The sequence below is a fragment of the Micromonospora echinospora genome, assembly GCF_900091495.1.
Classification (GTDB): Bacteria; Actinomycetota; Actinomycetes; order Mycobacteriales; family Micromonosporaceae; genus Micromonospora; species Micromonospora echinospora.
Window position 1 is genome coordinate 5,583,899 of record NZ_LT607413.1, and the last position, 18,741, is coordinate 5,602,639.

An 18,741-nucleotide genomic window follows, 5' to 3' on the forward strand; every position below is an offset into this window, starting at 1 on the left:
TCATCGAGCAGCCGCCGGTGGAGGTGGTCGAGGGCGAGATCGTCGACCCGGCCCTGCCCGATGCCCTCGTGCCGGTGCTGGTGTCGGCGCGGTCGGCGGAGGCTCTGGCTGGGCAGGCGGACCGTTGGGCCCGTTGGCTCGCCGCCGACGAGGGGCTGCGTCCGGTGGACGTGGGTTGGTCGTCGGTGACCACGCGTCCGGCTCTGGAATATCGCGCCCTGCTCACCGCGACCGGCCGGGACGACCTGCTCGGCTCGTTGCGGGCGTTGGCGGCGGGTGAGCCGTCGGGTGCGGTGGTCACCGGTACGGCTGCCGTTCGTGGTCGGGTGGCGTTGCTGTTCTCGGGTCAGGGTGCGCAGCGTGCCGGGATGGGTCGGGAGTTGTACGCGACGTTCCCGGTGTTCGCCGCCACGTTGGACGAGGTGTGCGCCCAGCTGGATCCGTTGCTGCCGCAGCCGTTGAAGGCCGTGTTGTTCGCCGAGGCGGGCACGCCCGAGGCGGCGCTGCTGGATCAGACGGTGTTCACGCAGGCCGGGTTGTTCGCGGTCGAGGTGGCGTTGTTCCGCCTCGTCGAGTCGTTCGGTGTGGTGCCGGACTTCGTCGGCGGGCACTCGGTTGGTGAGATCACGGCCGCGTATGTGGCGGGGGTGTTGTCGCTGGCGGATGCGTGTGCGTTGGTCGCCGCGCGGGGTCGGTTGATGCAGGCGTTGCCGTCCGGTGGTGGGATGCTGGCGGTGGCCGCGCCGGAGGCTGTCGTTGCGGCGTCGATCGAGGGGCTGACCGGCCGGGTGGGCATCGCGGCGGTGAACGGCCCGAGTGCGGTGGTCGTCTCCGGTGCGGTCGAGGTGTTGGACGAGGTCGAGGCGGCCTGGCGGGATCGGGGCGCACGCACCCGTCGCCTGGCGGTGAGTCACGCGTTCCACAGTCCGTTGATGGAGCCGATGCTCGACGAGTTCCGGGCGGTGCTGTCGGGGTTGAGGTTCGCCGCGCCGTTGGTGCCGGTGGTGTCGAACCTGACCGGTGCGATCGCCGACGCCGGCGAGCTGCGGACCCCGGAGTACTGGGTGCGGCACGTGCGGGAGGCGGTCCGGTTCGCCGACGGGGTCACCGCGTTGCGGGTTGCCGGGGTGGACACGTTCGTGGAGGTCGGTCCGCAGAGTGTGTTGACGGCGATGGCCGCCGAGGTGCTTCCGGGTGACGGGGATGTTCTCGCGGTGGCGGTGCAGCGGCGGGACCGGCCGGAGGTGTCCGCGCTGCTGGCGGCTCTGGGTGAGCTGCATGTGAACGGTGTGGCGGTGACCTGGTCGCAGTGGTTCGCCGGGGTCGGCGCGCGGCGGGTGGACCTGCCGACGTACGCGTTCCAGCACCAGCGGTACTGGCCCGCGACGGTGGACCGGCCGCAGGCAGCCGTCGCCGACGCCGGGGACGCCGAGTTCTGGGCGGCGGTGGAGCGTGGCGACCTCAGCGGCCTCGCCGAGCAGCTCGGCGCGGACGCGGTGGACGCCCTGGCCCCGGCCCTGCCCGCGCTCACCTCCTGGCGTCAGGCCCGGACCCGGGACACCAGCCTGGACGGATGGTCGTACCGGATCGGCTGGGAGCCGGTACGCCCGGTTCCGGCGGCCGGGTTGTCCGGGCGGTGGCTCGTGGTCACCGTGGGCGCGGACACCGACGCGGGCGTCGCGAAGGCGCTCGCCGGGGCCGGTGCGCGGGTCGACACCCTGACCGTCGCGCCGACCCTCGGCCGGGCGCCACTGGGCGAGCGGCTGCGCCGCACCGGGGCCGACGGCTGGGCGGGCGTGCTGTGCGTCCTGCCCCGACAGGACCAATCGCTCCCGCACGCGCCGGGCGTACCCGCCGGCACGGCGGTGCTGCTCACCCTCGTCCAGGCGCTGACCGACACCGGCCTGCCGGGCCGGGTGTGGGCGCTCAGCCGGGCCGCCATGCCGGTCGCGCCGGGTGGACCGGCCGGCGACCCCTGGGCGGCACTGACCTGGGGCCTCGGCCGTGCCGTCGCCCTGGAGCAGCCGGACCGTTGGGGCGGTCTGGTCGACCTGCCGGCCCGCGCCGACCGGACCACCCGCGCCGCGCTCGTCGCGGTGCTCGCCGACGGCACCATGGACCAGGTGGCCGTCCGCCGCAACGGTGTCTTCGGTCGCCGGTTGGTCCCGGCCGCGCCGCCGGCCGGAACGGGCTGGCGGCCCTCGGGCACCGTGCTGGTCACCGGTGGCACGGGTGCGCTGGGCCGACGGGTGGCCCGCTGGCTGCTGGTCAACGGCGCCGCCGAGGTGGTGCTCGCCTCCCGCCGTGGCCCCGACGCCCCGGGCGCGACCGACCTGGTCGACGAGTTGGCCGCGCACGGCACCGTACGGGTGGTCGCCTGCGACGTCGCCGACGCCGAGTCGGTCACCGAGCTGGTCGCCGGGCTGCCGGCGCTGACCGCCGTGGTGCACACCGCCGGCGCGTCCGGCGGGACCACCCCGGCGTACGAGCTGACCGACGCCGACCTGTCGGCGACGCTGGCCGGCAAGGTTCTCGGCGCCCTGCACCTGGACACCGCGTGCCGTGACCGGGACCTCGACGCGTTCGTCGTCTTCTCCTCGGTGGCCGGGGTCTGGGGCGGCGGCGGGCAGGCCGGCTACGCGGCCGGCAACGCCCTGCTCGACGCCCTCGTCGCCGCCCGTCGGGCGGCTGGCCTCCCCGCCACCGCCCTCGCCTACGGGCCGTGGGCGGAGGACGGCATGGCTGCCGGGGAGACCGCCGAGGGCCTGCGCCGCCGGGGCTTCACCCCGCTCGCGCCCGACGCCGCCGTCGCGGCGCTCGGCCGCTGGGTGAACGCCGCCGAGGCGGCGCCGGTCGTCGCCGACGTGGACTGGTCCCGGTTCGTCGCGGCGTTCACCGCGGCCCGACCGAGCCACCTCTTCGACCGGGTCGCCCCGGCCGTCGCGGTGCGACCGGAGCGGCCGGAAGCCGACGCCGCCACCGAGGGGCTGCGGACCCGACTCGCCGCGCTGCCGGCCACCGGACAGGAGACCCTCCTGGTCGACCTGGTCCGCGCGGAAGCGGCGGCGGTGCTCGGCCACAGCTCCGCCGACCAGGTGCCGGCCGGACGGGCGTTCCGGGAACTCGGCTTCGACTCCCTCGCCGCCGTGCAGCTGCGGGACCGGCTGGGCCGGGCCACCGGCGTGACCCTGCCGTCGACCGTGGTCTTCGACCACCCGTCGTCGGCGGAGCTGGCCCGTTTCCTGCGTACCGAACTGGTGGCCGGCGTGGCCGGCGACGGGCCGGCGGCCGGCGTGGCCGTGGTCCGGCCGGCAGCCGACGAGCCGATCGCCATCGTGTCGATGGCCTGCCGTTTCCCCGGCGGGGTGTCCTCGCCGCAGGAGTTGTGGCAGTTGCTGGTCGACGGGGTGGACGCGGTGACGCCGATGCCCACCGACCGGGGCTGGGACCTCGAAACCCTCTTCGACTCGGACCCGGAGCGGGTGGGCACCAGCTACGCCCGCAGCGGGGCCTTCCTCGACGACGTCGCCGACTTCGACGCGGCGTTCTTCGGGATCAACCCCCGGGAGGCCCTCGCGATGGACCCGCAGCAGCGGTTGCTGCTGCACACCACCTGGGAGGCGTTCGAGCGGGCCGGTGTCGACCCGCAGCGGGTCCGGGGCTCCGCCACCGGCGTGTTCATGGGCACCAACGGACAGGACTACGCGACCCTGCTGCTGGGTGCCCGGTCCGAGGTGGAGGGCTACCAGGCCACCGGCAACGGCGCGTCGGTGGTCTCCGGTCGGCTGGCGTACTCGTTCGGGCTGCACGGCCCGGCGGTCACCGTGGACACCGCGTGCTCGTCGTCGCTGGTCGCCCTGCACCTGGCCGCCCAGGCGCTGCGCTCCGGCGAGTGCGACCTCGCCCTGGCCGGCGGGGTGACCGTGATGTCGACGCCGGGGGCGTTCCTGGAGTTCTCCCGGCAGCGTGGCCTGGCCGCCGACGGGCGGGTCAAGGCGTTCGCCGCGAGCGCCGACGGCACCGGCTGGGGTGAGGGCGTCGGCGTCCTGCTGCTGCAACGGCTCTCCGACGCGCAACGGGAGGGCCGGCGCGTCCTCGCCGTGGTGCGGGGCAGCGCCGTCAACCAGGACGGTGCGTCCAACGGGCTGACCGCCCCGAACGGGCCGGCGCAGCAGCGCGTCATCCGGCACGCCCTCGCCAACGCCGGGTTGACCCCGGGCGACATCGACGCCATCGAGGCGCACGGCACCGGCACCACCCTCGGTGACCCCATCGAGGCGCAGGCGCTGATGGCCGCGTACGGACCGGACCGCCCCGCCGACCGGCCGCTCTGGCTGGGTTCGGTGAAGTCGAACATCGGCCACACCCAGGCCGCAGCGGGCGTGGCCAGCCTGATCAAGATGGTGCTCGCGCTGCGGCACGGGACGCTTCCGGCGACCCTGCACGTCGACGAGCCGTCTCCGCACGTGGACTGGGCGTCGGGCCCGCTGGCGCTGCTCACCGAGGCGCGCCCGTGGGAGACCGACGGTCGTCTCCGCCGGGCCGGTGTCTCGTCGTTCGGCATCAGCGGCACCAACGCCCACGTGATCCTCGAACAGGCGCCGGCCGTGGATCCCGCCGAGCCGGTCGACGGACCGTCGACGGTCGACGGGGCCGACCGGTCCGTGACCACGGACACCGCCGACCGGTCGGCGACCGGCGTCGAGGTGCTGCCGTGGCCGGTCTCCGCCGCGACGGCGGCCGGACTCCGGGACCAGGCCGACCGGTTGGTCCGGCGGCTCGGCGACCCCGGTCGCGGGGCGGAGGACCGGCCCGACGATCCGGCGGTGGCCTGGACCCTGGTCGAGGGGCGGGCCCACCTGGCCCAGCGGGCGGTGGTCGTCGCCGCCGACCCGGAGACCCGGCTGACGGCGCTGCGTGCCCTCGCCACCGGCGGTGAGCACCCCGCGCTCGTCCCGGCTCTCCCGGCCACGACGGGCGGCACCGCCGTCCTCTTCTCCGGTCAGGGTGCGCAGCGCGCGGGGATGGGTCGGGAGTTGTACGCGACGTTCCCGGTGTTCGCTGCCGCGTTGGACGAGGTGTGCGTCCAGCTGGATCCGTTGCTGCCGCAGCCGTTGCGGCCGGTCCTGTTCGCGGAGGCAGGGTCGCCCGAGGCCGAGTTGTTGGATCAGACGGTGTTCACGCAGGCCGGGTTGTTCGCGGTCGAGGTGGCGTTGTTCCGTCTGGTGGAGTCGTTCGGGATCGTTCCCGACTTCGTCGGCGGGCACTCGGTCGGTGAGATCACTGCCGCGTACGTGGCGGGGGTGTTGTCGCTGGCGGATGCGTGTGGCCTGGTGGCGGCGCGGGGTCGGTTGATGCAGGCGTTGCCGTCCGGTGGTGGGATGCTGGCGGTGGCCGCGTCGGAGGCCGAGGTGGCGGCCTCGATCGAGGGGCTGTCCGACCGGGTCGGGATCGCCGCCGTCAACGGCCCGAGCGCGGTGGTCGTCTCCGGTGCGGTCGAGGTGTTGGACGAGGTCGAGGCGGCCTGGCGGGATCGGGGTGTGCGTACCCGTCGGTTGGCGGTGAGTCACGCGTTCCACAGTCCGTTGATGGAGCCGATGCTCGACGAGTTCCGGGCGGTGTTGGCGGGGCTGAGCTTCGCCGCGCCGTTGCTGCCGGTGGTGTCGAACCTGACCGGCGCGATCGCCGCCGCCGACGAACTGCGGACCCCGGACTACTGGGTGCGGCACGTCCGCGAGGCGGTCCGGTACGCCGACGGGGTGCGAGCCCTGCGGGAGGTGGGCGCCGACACGTTCGTCGAGGTCGGCCCGGGTGCCGTGCTCACCGCCATGAACGCGGACCTGCTGCCCGGCGACGCCACCACCCTGGCGACCCAGCGCACCGGTGTGCCGGAGGTGACGGCGCTGCTCACCGCCGTGGCCACCCGGTACACCGGCGGCCGGGACGTCGACTGGGCGGCGGTGCTGACACCGCTCGCCGGCCCCCGGCCCGCCCCACGTGACCTGCCGGAACTGCCCACGTACGCGTTCCAGCCACAGCGGTACTGGCCCACCCTGACCAGGCCGCTGACCGGCGGCACCGACGCCGCCGACACCGCGTTCTGGCGGGCGGTCACCGACGGCGACCTGGACCGGCTCGGCATCGACGCCAACCAGCCGCTGAAGGACCTGCTGCCGGAACTGGACTCGTGGCGACGCCGGCAGCACACCGACGGCACGATCGGCGGCTGGCGGTACCGGGTGACCTGGCGGCCCCAGCGGCTCACCGCCGGCCAACCGGGCACCTGGCTGGTCGTCGCTCCGCGACGGCCGGCGGCCGGGACGATCGCCGACGCGCTGCGCGCCGGTGGGGCCACCGTGCACCTGTTGACGGTGGACCCGTCCACCGCCGACCGGGACGGGCTCGCCACCGACCTGGCCCGAGCGTGCGCGGAGCACCAGCCGACCGGGCTGCTCTCCCTGCTCGCCCTGGACGAGGCACCACACCCGGGCCAGGACGCCCTGCCGTCCGGGCTCGCGGCGAACCTGCTGCTGCTCCAGGCGCACGTCGGCCGGGAGGTCGCCACGCCGGTGCCGCTGTGGCTCGCCACGACCGGTGCGGTCGCCACCGACGACGAGCCGGCCGGCCGGCCGTGGCAGGCCACCAGTTGGGGCCTCGGCCTGACCGCGGCCCTGGAACACCCCCGGCATGTGGGCGGCCTCGTCGACCTGCCCGGCACGGTCACCGGGGACCTCGGTGCCGCGCTGGTCGCCGCGCTCACCAACACCGAGGAAGAGGACCAGCTCGCCGTCCGAGCCTCGGGTGCGTACGTCCGGCGGCTGGTCCGCGACGCCGGCCCGACCGGCGGTACGGACGGTGGCTGGACGCCGCAGGGCACCGTCCTGGTGACCGGTGGGGCGGGCGTGGTCGCCCGGCACGCCGCCGGCTGGCTGGAACGGCAGGGCGTGACCGTGGTGCCACTGGACCAGCCGGCCGGCCGGAAGCTGACCGACCGGATGGACCAGCTCGCCGCCGACGGTCGCCCGGTGACCGCGCTGCTGCACGTGCCGGCGGACACCGGCACCGTACCGCTGGCGGAGCTGACCCTCGCGGGCCTCGCCGCCGACCTGGCCGCCACCATCGGCGACATCCCCCGGTACGTCGACGAACCGGAGAACCAGTCCCTCGGGACGCTGGTGCTCTGCTCCTCCACCTCGGGTGTGTGGGGCTCGGGCGGGCGGGCCGGCCAGGCGGCTGGTGACGCGCTCCTCCAGGTCGTCGCGGCGAACCGGCGGCGGGCCGGGTTGCCGGCGACGTCGGTGGCGTTCGGACCCTGGGCCGACGGTCTCACCGACGCCGACCTGGAGCAGCTCAGCCGGCGCGGCCTGCCCGGCATGGCACCGGACCTGGCCACCGCCGCGCTGCGGCAGGCCGCCGTCGCCGGCACCCAGGTGGTGGTCGCCGACGTGCGGTGGGACCGGTTCGTGCCGGCGGTCGCCGCCGTACGGGCCCGGCCGCTGTTCGCCGAGATCCCCGAGGCCCGGGACGCGCTGCGCGACCTGCACAGCGCGGAGCCGGCGGACGGCGGGGCGGCGGAGGAGCTGCGCGAGCGGCTCCGGCCCCTGTCCGACGTCGAACGGGACAGCGTCCTGGTCGAGCTGGTGTCCACCCAGGCCGCGGCGGTGCTCGGCCACCCGGACACCGGGGACCTCGGCCCGGCCCGCGCGTTCCGGGAGGTCGGCTTCGACTCGATGACCGCGGTGGAGCTGCGCAACCGGCTCCGGGCGGCCACCGGGGTCACCCTGCCGGCCAGTGTGGTCTTCGACTACCCGACCCCGCTGGCGCTTGCCCGGCACCTGCGGACCCTGGTGGTGGAGGACGGGGTCGCCGCCACCGCCGGTCTGCTGTCGGAACTGGAGAAACTGGACGGCCTCTTCGCCGCCAGCGCACCGGATCCGCTGACCCGGCAGAAACTGCTGGTGCAGATGCAGGCATTCCTCGCCCGCTGGGGCGACGACCGGGCCACCCCGGTCGAGGCGCCGGCCGTGCCCACCCTCGACGGGGCCAGCGACGCCGAGTTGTTCGATTTCATCCACCGGGAGCTCGGCGGCCCCGGCGGCAATGTCGGCGGCGTTTTCTGACCTGTCGCCGATCATTGTCGACAGGCGTCGGCGGAGCGGGTCGCGGTGACCGTCACGGTCACCGCGACCCGCTCCGCCGAGCCGCCGGACCCGCTCCTGACCGGGCGGCCCCCGGCCAGCCTGGGGCCGTTTGAACGGCCGTTTGCGCTAGGGGCGGCCGTAGGGGCAGCCTAGGGGTTGTGACCGTCACCGGCCGACCAATACCTTCCTCCGGTAAGTAGGGCGCGGTCGGCGCTTCGACGCTGTTGGGTTATCTGCAATTCGTGGTCGGGCTGAATGGGCTGTGGTGTCGCGGCTTGAGGCGTCTGTAGACGGCATCGGGTCGCTTTTTTGCGGCCCGAAAAGGTGGCGCTAATGGCGACTGAAGACACTCTCCGGGAATACCTGAAATGGGTTACCGCAGATCTCCACCAGACTCGGCGGAAGCTCGGGGAGCTGGAGGCGGCGAACCGGGAGCCGATCGCCATCGTCGGCATCGGCTGCCGTTTCCCCGGCGGGGTGCGGTCGCCCGAGGACCTGTGGCGACTGGTGGCCGACGGCCGTGACGCCGTCTCCGACTTCCCGACCGACCGGGGCTGGGACCTGGAGCGGCTGATCCACCCCGACCCCGACCACCCCGGGACCTCGTACGTCGGGCAGGGTGGCTTCCTCGACTCGGCCACCGAGTTCGACCCCGGCTTCTTCGGTATCTCACCGCGCGAGGCGCTGGGCATGGACCCGCAGCAGCGGCTGCTGCTGGAGACCTCGTGGGAGGCGTTCGAGCACGCCGGCATCGACCCGTCGACCCTGCGCGGCCACCAGGTCGGTGTCTTCGCCAGCACCACCGGCCAGGACTACGCCGCGCTGCTCCAGTCGCCCCCGCCCGGCGTCGAGGGGTACGTCCTCACCGGCACCGCCGCCAGCGTCGTCTCCGGTCGGATCTCGTACGTGCTCGGCGTCGAGGGCCCCGCCGTCTCCGTCGACACGGCCTGCTCGTCGTCCCTGGTCGCGCTGCACCTCGCCTGCCACGCCCTGCGGCAGGGCGAGTGCTCCCTCGCGCTGGCCGGCGGCGCTACCGTCATGTCCACCCCCGCCGCCTTCGTCGGCTTCAGCCGTCAGCGGGGGCTCGCCGCCGACGGGCGGGTCAAGGCGTTCGCCGGGGCCGCCGACGGGACCGCGTGGGGTGAGGGCGTCGCCGTGCTGCTGGTCGAGCGGCTCTCCGACGCCCGCCGTAACGGCCACCCCGTCCTCGCCGTGGTGCGCGGCAGCGCGGTCAACCAGGACGGCGCGTCCAACGGGCTGACCGCCCCCAACGGGCCCTCCCAGCAGCGGGTGGTGCTCCAGGCCCTGGCCAGCGCCCGGCTCGCCCCGGAACAGGTCGACGCGGTGGAGGCGCACGGCACCGGCACCAACCTCGGCGACCCCATCGAGGCCACCGCCCTGCTCGCCACGTACGGGCAGGGGCGGCCGGCGGACCGGCCACTGCGGCTCGGCTCGGTCAAGTCGAACATCGGGCACACCCAGGCCGCCGCCGGTGTCGCCGGAGTGATCAAGATGGTGCTGGCCCTCCAGCACGGCCTGCTCCCGGCGACCCTGCACGTCGACGAGCCCACCCCGCACGTCGACTGGACGGCGGGCGCGGTGTCGCTGCTGACCGAGGCACTGCCCTGGCCGCGCGGTGAACAGCCGCGCCGCGCCGGCGTGTCCTCGTTCGGCATGAGCGGCACCAACGCCCACGTGATCATCGAGGAGGCGCCCGAGCCGACCCCGGCCCCTGCCGCCGAGGGGGCCGACGGTCCGACCGAGCAGGCCGCGCCGGAGGTCGCGACCGGACCGGCCCCGGTGACGAACGCCGGACTGGTGCCCGTGCTGCTCTCCGCCCGTGACGCCGACGGACTGGCCGCGCAGGCGCGGCGCTGGGCCGACTGGCTGGACACCGAAGCCGACGCCGCCGAGCTGGTCGACCTCGGCTGGTCGTCCGTCACGACCCGGGGTGCCCTGGAACACCGGGCGGTCGTCCTCGCCGCCGACCGCGCCGACCTGTCCCGGGACCTGCGGGCCCTCGCCGACGGCGGCACCGCCGCCGGCCCGGTCGTCGGTGCCGGGCCACGCGGCGGGCAGCTGGCCTTCCTCTTCTCCGGCCAGGGCGCCCAGCGCGCCGGCATGGGCCGGGAGCTGGGGGTGTTCCCGGTCTTCGCCCGCGCGCTCGCCGAGACCTGCGCCGCGCTCGACCCGCACCTGCCCCGCCCGCTCGCCCCGGTCCTCGCCGCCGAACCGGGCAGCGAGGACGCCGACCTGCTCGACCAGACGCTCTGGACCCAGGCCGGGCTCTTCGCCGTCGAGGTCGCCCTGTACCGGCTGCTGGAATCCTGGGGGGTCACCCCGGACGTGCTGCTGGGTCACTCCATCGGCGAGGTCGTCGCCGCCCACGTCGCGGGGGTGCTCACCCTCGCCGACGCCGCCGCGCTGGTCGCCGCCCGGGGCCGGCTCATGCAGGCCCTGCCGACCGGTGGGGCGATGCTCTCGGTCGCCGCCGGCCTCGCCGACGTCGAGGCCGTACTCGCCGAGGTGGACGGCCCGATCGGCGTCGCCGCGGTGAACGGGCCCGCCGCCGTGGTGGTCTCCGGTGCCGCCGACGCCGTCGCCGAGGTCGACCGCCGCTGCGCCGACCGTGGCGTACGCACCACGCGGCTGACCGTCAGCCACGCCTTCCACAGCCCGCTCATGGAGCCGATGCTGGCCGACTTCCGGGCCGAACTGGCCCGGCTGACCTTCCAGCCACCGACCCTGCCGATCGTGTCCAACCTGACCGGCGCGCCGGTCGACGCCGAGGAGATCCGCAGCCCCGACTACTGGGTGCGGCACGTCCGCGAGGCGGTCCGCTTCGCCGACGGCGTCCAGCGGGCGCGCGCCCTCGGCGTCGGCACGTTCCTGGAGGTCGGCCCGAGCGGCGTGCTGAGCGCGCTGACCCGGGAGATCGTCGGCGCGGACGCCACCGCCGTGGCGCTGCTGCGCCGGGACCGACCCGAGCCGCTGTCCCTGTTCACCGCCCTCGCCGAGCTGCACGTGGCGGGGGTCGCCGTCGGCTGGCGGGAGCTGTTCACCGGCGCGGACCCCCGCCGGGTCCGGCTCCCCGGGTACGCCTTCCACCGCCAGCGGTTCTGGCCCGAGCCGCCGCCCGCCCCGACCGGTACGGGCACCGGCGCGGACGCCGAGTTCTGGGCCGCCGTGGAACAGGCCGACGTCGAGGCGCTGCGCGACCAGCTCGGCACCGCCCCGGGCGGCGACACCGACCCCGTGGACGCCCTGCTGCCCGCGCTGCCCGTGCTCGCCTCCTGGCGTCGTAACCGGCAGGACCGCTCGGTGGCGGACGACTGGTCGTACCAGGTCGTGTGGAAGCCGGTGACGGTCGCCGACGGTGACCGGCCGGCCGGCCGCTGGTTGCTGGTGCTGCCGGCGGACGGCACGCCCGCGTGGGAGGACGACCTGGTCGGCCTGTTCCGGGCGGCCGGCGACGAGCCGACGCTGCTGCGGGTCGACGCGAACGACCTGGACCGGGCGGCGCTGGCCGACCGGCTGCGCGCCACGACCGGCGACCAGCCCGTCGCCGGCGTGCTGCACGTCGTCGCCGGGCAGGACCGGCTGCTCACCGCGCACCCCGGCGTGAGCGTCGCCGCCGCCACCACCCTGGTGCTGCTCCAGGCCCTGACCGACCTGGACCTGGCCGCCCCCGTCTGGTGCCTCACCAGTGGCGCGGTCAAGGCCGGCCCCGCCGACCGGGTCACCGACCCGTTGCAGACCCTGGTGTGGGGTCTCGGTCGCGCTGCCGCCGTGGAACAGCCGCACCGCTGGGGTGGCCTGGTGGACCTGCCGGCGTGCGTCGACGAGGCCGTGCTGCGCCGGCTCGCGGCCGTCCTCGCGGGTGGCAGCGGTGAGGACCAGGTCGCCGTCCGCGCGGGCGGCGTGTGGGGCCGCCGGCTCGCCCCGGCCCCCGCCGTGCAGCGGACGGCGGACGACCCGTGGACCGACGCCACGGTCCTGGTCACCGGCGGTACCGGGGCCCTCGCCGGGCACGTCACCCGCTGGCTGCTGGAGCGGGGCGCCCGACAGGTCGTCCTGGTCGGCCGGCGTGGTGCCGCCGCTCCCGGCCTGGCCGGGCTCCTGGCCGAGTACGGCGCCGACGGGCGGGTCACCGCCGCCGCCTGCGACGTGACCGACCGGCAGGCCGTCGCGGGGCTGCTGGACTCGCTGCCCGACCTGACCGCGGTGGTGCACGCCGCCGGCACCGACCAGCTCACGCCGCTCACCGGCACCACCCTCGACGAGTTCTCGACCGTCGTCGCCGGCAAGGTGCTCGGCGCGCTGCACCTCGACGAGTGCCTCGCCGACCGGCCGCTCACCGCGTTCCTGCTGTTCTCCTCCATCTCCGGCGTCTGGGGCAGCGCCGGCCAGTGCGCGTACGGTGCCGGCAACTCGCTACTCGACGCGCTCGCCGTCAACCGCCGGGACCGGGGACTCGCGGCCACCGCCGTCGCCTGGACCGCCTGGGGCGGGGCCGACGGCATGGCCGCCAAGAACACCGCCACCGAGCAGCTCCACCGGATGGGCCTGCCCACCATCGACCCGCAGCGTGCCCTGGTCGCCCTGGACCGGGCGACGCAGCGGCCCACCCCCTGCGTCACCGTCGCCGACGTCGACTGGAGCCGCTTCCACCCGGCGTTCACCCTGACCCGGCCCAGCCCGTTCCTCGCCGAGCTGCCGCAGGTGCGGGCCCTCGTCGAGGCCGAGGCGCAGACCGCCGCCGCGCCGGCCGGCATGACCGAGGCGCTGCGCCCGTTGGCCGAGCTGTCCGAGGCCGACCAGGAACGCGCGCTGCTGCGGATCGTCAACGAGCAGACCGCCCGGGTGCTCGGCCATGCCACCCCGGACGACCTGCGCGGCCGACCGTTCAAGGACCTCGGCTTCGACTCGCTCACCGCCGTGGACTTCCGTACCAAGCTGAACGAGGCGACCGGGCTGCGACTGCCGTCCACCCTGGTCTTCGACCACCCCACCCCGGCCGACCTGGCCCGGCACCTGCGGGAGACGGCGTTCGGCGCGCCCGCCGAAGCCCCCGCCGCGCTCCCGGTCGTCGCCGATGTCGACGAGCCGATCGCGATCGTCGGGATGGCCTGCCGCTATCCCGGCAACGCCGGCAGCCCCGAGGAGCTGTGGCGGTTGGTCGCCGACCGGGTCGACGCCATCGGTCCGTTCCCCACCGACCGGGGGTGGGACGTCCCTGCCCCCGGCAGCGGCTACGCCCCGGCCGGCGGCTTCCTCTACGAGGCGACCGGCTTCGACCCGGCGTTCTTCGGGATCTCCCCGCGCGAGGCGCTGGCCATGGACCCGCAGCAGCGGCTCACCCTGGAGGCGTCCTGGGAGGTCCTGGAGCGGGCCGGGCTCGACCCCACCGGCCTGCGGGGCAGCCGCACCGGCGTGTACGTCGGCGCGTCCACCTCCGGCTACGGGACCGGGCTGACCGAGGTGCCGGAGGGCACCGAGGGCTATCTGATGACCGGCGGGGCGCACAGCATCATCTCCGGCCGGGTGGCGTACACCCTCGGCCTGGAGGGGCCGGCGGTGACCGTGGACACCGCCTGCTCGTCGTCGCTGGTGGCCCTGCACCTGGCCGGCGAGGCGCTGCGCCGGGGCGAGTGCGACCTCGCCCTCGCCGGCGGCGTCGCGGTGATGGCAACCCCGGACACCTTCGCCGAGTTCTCCCGCCAGGGCGGTCTGGCCGGCGACGGTCGGTGCAAGTCGTTCGCCGCGTCGGCGGACGGGACCGGCTGGTCCGAGGGTGTGGGCATGCTGCTGGTGGAGCGGCTCTCCGACGCGCGGCGTAACGGTCACCGGGTTCTCGCCGTCCTGCGTGGGTCGGCGGTGAACCAGGACGGCGCGTCGAACGGGTTGACCGCGCCGAACGGCCCGTCGCAGCAGCGGGTGATCCGGGCGGCTCTCGCCTCGGCCCGGCTCTCGACTGCCGATGTGGACGTGGTGGAGGCGCACGGTACGGGTACGACGCTGGGTGATCCGATCGAGGCGCAGGCGTTGTTGGCGACGTACGGGCAGGACCGGGGCGACGCCGGCCCGCTGTTGTTGGGGTCGATTAAGTCGAATATCGGGCATGCGCAGGCCGCCGCCGGGGTCGCCGGGGTGATCAAGGTGGTGCTGGCGATGCGGCATGGTGTGGTGCCGGCGTCGTTGCATGTGGATGAGCCGTCGCCGCATATCGATTGGTCGGCGGGTGCGGTGGAGTTGGTGACCGAGGCGCGTGCGTGGCCGGTGGTGGGTCGGCCGCGTCGGGCGGCGGTGTCGTCGTTCGGTATCTCCGGCACCAACGCGCACGTCATCGTCGAGCAGCCGGCGGAGGAGCCGGCGCCCGAGGTGCCCGCCGACCCGCCCGCCGCAGGGCTGGTCGGCGCGGGGCCGCTGCCGTGGTCGCTGTCCGCCCGGTCGGCTGCGGCCCTCCGTGACCAGGCGGAACGACTCGCCCGGCACGTCCGCGAACACGACGGGCTCGACCTGGCCGCCGTGGCGTGGTCGCTGGCCACCACCCGGGCCGCGCTGGAGCAACGCGCCACCGTGCTCGGGACGAGCACCGAGGAACTGCTCTCCGGCCTCGACGCCCTGGCCGCGGACTCGTCGGTGCGGAACGTGGTGACGGGCTCGGCCGGCGAGATCGGGTCCGGGGTGGTGTTCGTGTTCCCGGGGCAGGGTGGTCAGTCGGTGCGGATGGCGGCCGGCCTGGTGGGCCGGTGTCCGGTGTTCGACGCGCGGTTGGCCGAGTGTCAGCGGGTGTTCGCGCCGTTCCTGGATGTGGACATCGTGTCTGTGTTGACGGGTGATGACGAGTCGTGGTTGGACCGGGTGGAGGTGTTGCAGCCGGTTCTGTTCGCGGTGGGTGTCGCCCTCGCCGAGGTGTGGCGGCAGGCGGGGGTGGTTCCCCGGCTCGTGATCGGTCATTCGCAGGGTGAGATCGCGGCGGCGTGTGTGGCGGGTGTCCTGTCGTTGGAGGACGCGGCGAAGGCTGTGATTCTGCGTGCCCGGGCTCTGGCTGGGCTCGCGGGGACCGGGGCGATGGCGGCGGTGGATCTGCCCGCCGACGAGGTCGCGGCGCGGCTGGTCGATCGTCCCGAGGTGGTGGTGGGGGTGGTGAACGGGCCGGCGACGGTGGTGGTTTCCGGTCCGCCGGAGCAGGTGGCCGCGCTGGTGGAGGAGTTCCAGGTCGAGGGGGTGCGGGCGCGGCCGATCCGGTTCAACTACGCGTCGCACTCCCCGGCCGTGGAGCAGGTTCGCGAGCGGATGCTGGCGGACCTGGCGGGCCTTGCCCCCATGCCGGGGCACACGCCGCTGGTGTCCACCCTGACCGGTGAGTGGGCGGACCCGACGGTGATGGACGGGTCGTACTGGTACGAGAACCTGCGGAATCCGGTGCGGTTCGACGCCGCGGTGCGGACGGCGGTCGAGGCGGGGCACACCGTGTTCGTGGAGGTGTCGGCGCATCCGGTGTTGACGATGCCGATCGCGGCGATCCTGGAGGATGCCGGGTCCGCCGGTCACACGCTGGGGACCCTGCGTCGGGGCGACGACGACCCGGCGCGGCTGTTGACCAGTCTGGCGACTGCCCACGTCCTCGGCCTGCCCGTCGACTGGACGAGGGTCCTCCCGCCGGCACCGACCGTCGACCTGCCCACCTACCCGTTCGCGCGGGACCGGTACTGGCTCGCACGCGGCGGGACCGGTCGGGCCGGGCTACCGTCGGTGGGCCTCGACGCGGTGGACCACCCGCTGCTCAGCGCCATGGCCGACCTGCCCGGCGACGACGGCCTGCTGCTCACCGGGCGGATCTCGCTGGCCACCCACCCGTGGCTGGCCGACCACGCCGTGCTCGGCACCGTCCTGCTGCCCGGCACCGCCCTGGTCGAGCTGGCGTCCTGGAGCGGTCGGACCATGGACACCGCCCACGTGACGGAACTCGTGCTGGAGGCGCCGCTCGTCGTCCCGCAGACCGGCGGCGTCGACCTGCGGGTCCGCGTCGGCCCGGCCGACCCCGACGGCTGCCGGCCGGTGGCCGTCCACTCGTACGTCGACGACGGCACCGACCGGCCCGGGACGGTCCGGCAGTGGCAGCGCCACGCCACCGGCCTGCTCGCCCCCACCCGGCCGGTGACCGTGGCAGCGGGCGGCGTCTGGCCCCCCGCCGACGCCGAGCCGATCCCGCTGGACACGCTCTACCCGCACCTCGCCGAGCAGGGCTACCACTACGGCCCCGTCTTCCGGGCGCTGCGGGCGGCCTGGCGGCACGGCGACGACATCCTGGCCGAGGTGGCCCTCGACGCCGACCCGGCCGCCACCGACACCGCCGGGTTCTCGGTGCACCCGGCGCTGCTCGACGCCGCCCTGCACGCCATCGGCGCCAGCGCCCTCGGCCGGACCGGGGACACCCCGGCCGGGTCCGGCGCCGCACAGCCCGGACTGCCGTTCTCCTGGACGGGACTGGCCGTCCAACCCACCCGGGCCCGCGAACTGCGGGTACGGCTCACCGCGACCGAGGGATCGGTGGCGGCGACCGTCACCGACACCGGCGGCACGCCCGTCGCCTCCCTCGACGCCCTGGTCCTGCGGCCGATCAGCGCCGACCAGCTCGACGCGGCCCGCCGCGCCGCCAACCGGTCCCTGCACCGACTCGACTGGATCGCCCCCGAGCCGGGAACGGACCGGCCGGCCCGCATCGCCGTACTCGGTGACGCCGAGGGGTGGCCGGGCATCGAGGCGTACCGGGACCTGGACGAACTCACCGCGGCCGTGGCCGCCGGGGCGGCCGTGCCGGACGCCGTGGTCGCCACCTGCGCGGGACGCCGCGCCGACGAGCCGAGCATCGCCCGGGCCGCGCACCTGGTCAGCCACGAGACCCTGGCGCTGGCGCAGAACTGGCTCACCCGGGAGGCGCTGGCGGACGCCCGCCTGGTGGTCGTCACCCGGGGCGCGGTCTGCGTGGCCGGCGACGAACGCCCCGCCGACCTGCCCGCCGCCACGGCGTGGGGCCTCGTCCGGTCCGCCCAGTCGGAGAACCCGGGCCGGTTCGTGCTGCTCGACCTCGACGACGACCCCCGCTCGGCGGTCGCGCTGCCGGCGGCGCTGGCCACCGGTGAGCCGCAACTCGCCGTCCGGGCCGGGCAGCCACGGGTGCCCCGGCTGGTCCGGGTCGGGCCGCCGCCGCAGGACCGGCCGGCACCCGACCTGTCCACCGGCACCGTCCTGGTCACCGGTGCGTTCGGCGTCATCGGCCGGCTGGTCGCCCGGCACCTGGTCACCCGACACGGGGTGCCCCGACTGCTGCTGGTCAGCCGCAGCGGAGCCGACGCTCCCGGCGCGGCGGACCTGGTCACCGAGCTGACCGGGCTCGGCGCCACCGCCCAGGTCGTCGCCGCCGACGTCACCGACCGGAACGCCCTCGCCGTGCTCCTCGACGAGATCCCCGCCGACCGGCCGCTGGTCGGCGTCGTGCACGCCGCCGGCATCCTCGATGACGGGGTGCTGCCGGCCCTCACCCCGGCCCGGTTCGACACCGTCCTCGGGCCGAAGGTGGACGCCGCCTGGCACCTGCACGAGCTGACCGAGAAGCTCGACCTCGCCGCGTTCGTGCTGTTCTCCTCCGCGTCCGGCCTGTTCGGCGGCCCCGGCCAGGCCAACCACGCCGCCGCGAACGCCTTCCTCGACGCGCTCGCCCACCACCGTCGGGCGAACGGACTGGCCGTCACCTCGATGGCGTGGGGGCCGTGGGCCAACCCCGACGAGCCCGGCGGACCGCAGGGGCACGTCGACGAGCAGCGGATGAGCCGGGCCGGTTTCCACCCGCTCGGCGCCGACGAGGGCATGGAGCTGTTCAGCGAGGGGATGCGCTTCGACGACCCGGTGGTCGTACCGGTCAGCCTGGACCACGGGCTGCTCGGCCGGCTCGGTCCGGCGCTGCCCCGGCTGCTGCACGGCCTGGTCCGCCCGGCCGGGGCCGCCCCGGCCGTGGCGACGCCGGCGGCCGACGCGGCGTCCGCGCTGCGCGACACCCTCGCCGCCACCCCGGAGGGGGAACGGGACCGGGTGCTGTCCGACCTGGTCCGCACCCACGCGGCGGCGGTGCTCGGCTACTCCTCGATCCGCGACATCGACGAGGAGAAGGGCTTCGTGGAGCTGGGCTTCGACTCGTTGACCGCGGTGGAGTTCCGCAACCGGCTCACCGCCGCCACCGGGCTGCGCCTGCCGTCCACCCTGATCTACGACCGGCCGACCACCGGTGCGATGGTCGCCCACCTGCGCGGCGCGTTGCTCGCCGAGCGGACCACCACCGCGCTCTCCGTGCTCGGCGAGCTGAACAAGCTGGAGACCGCGATGCGGGCGGTCGCCGCCGACGACACCGACCGCACCGCCGTCGCCGCCCGGCTGCGCGAGCTGCTGTCGGTGTGGACGTACGCCGAGGGCGCGGCCGACGACACCGCCACGGGTGACGGCAACCTCAGCACCGCCAGCGCCGAGGAGCTGTTCAACCTCCTCGACGACGAGCTCGGAATGGCCTGACCCGGATGTTCCGGACCTCTGACCACGATAC

Annotated in this window: 2 protein-coding genes (1 of these 2 running past the window's edge); both read left to right on the top strand. The window is 75.3% G+C overall.

Translation table 11 applies throughout. The features are described from left to right. Positions 1-8,120: the 3' end of a type I polyketide synthase gene (locus GA0070618_RS24425; protein ID WP_088983705.1), read on the top strand. 21,733 nt of this gene lie to the left of the window's left edge; only the last 8,120 of its 29,853 coding nucleotides appear in the window; the start codon falls outside the window, past its left edge; the stop codon is at positions 8,118-8,120. Between the two features lie 354 nt (positions 8,121-8,474). Then, positions 8,475-18,710: a type I polyketide synthase gene (locus GA0070618_RS24430; RefSeq protein ID WP_088983706.1), complete on the top strand. Its 10,236-nt coding sequence runs from the start codon at positions 8,475-8,477 to the stop codon at positions 18,708-18,710. The last annotated feature ends 31 nt before the right edge of the window (positions 18,711-18,741 follow it).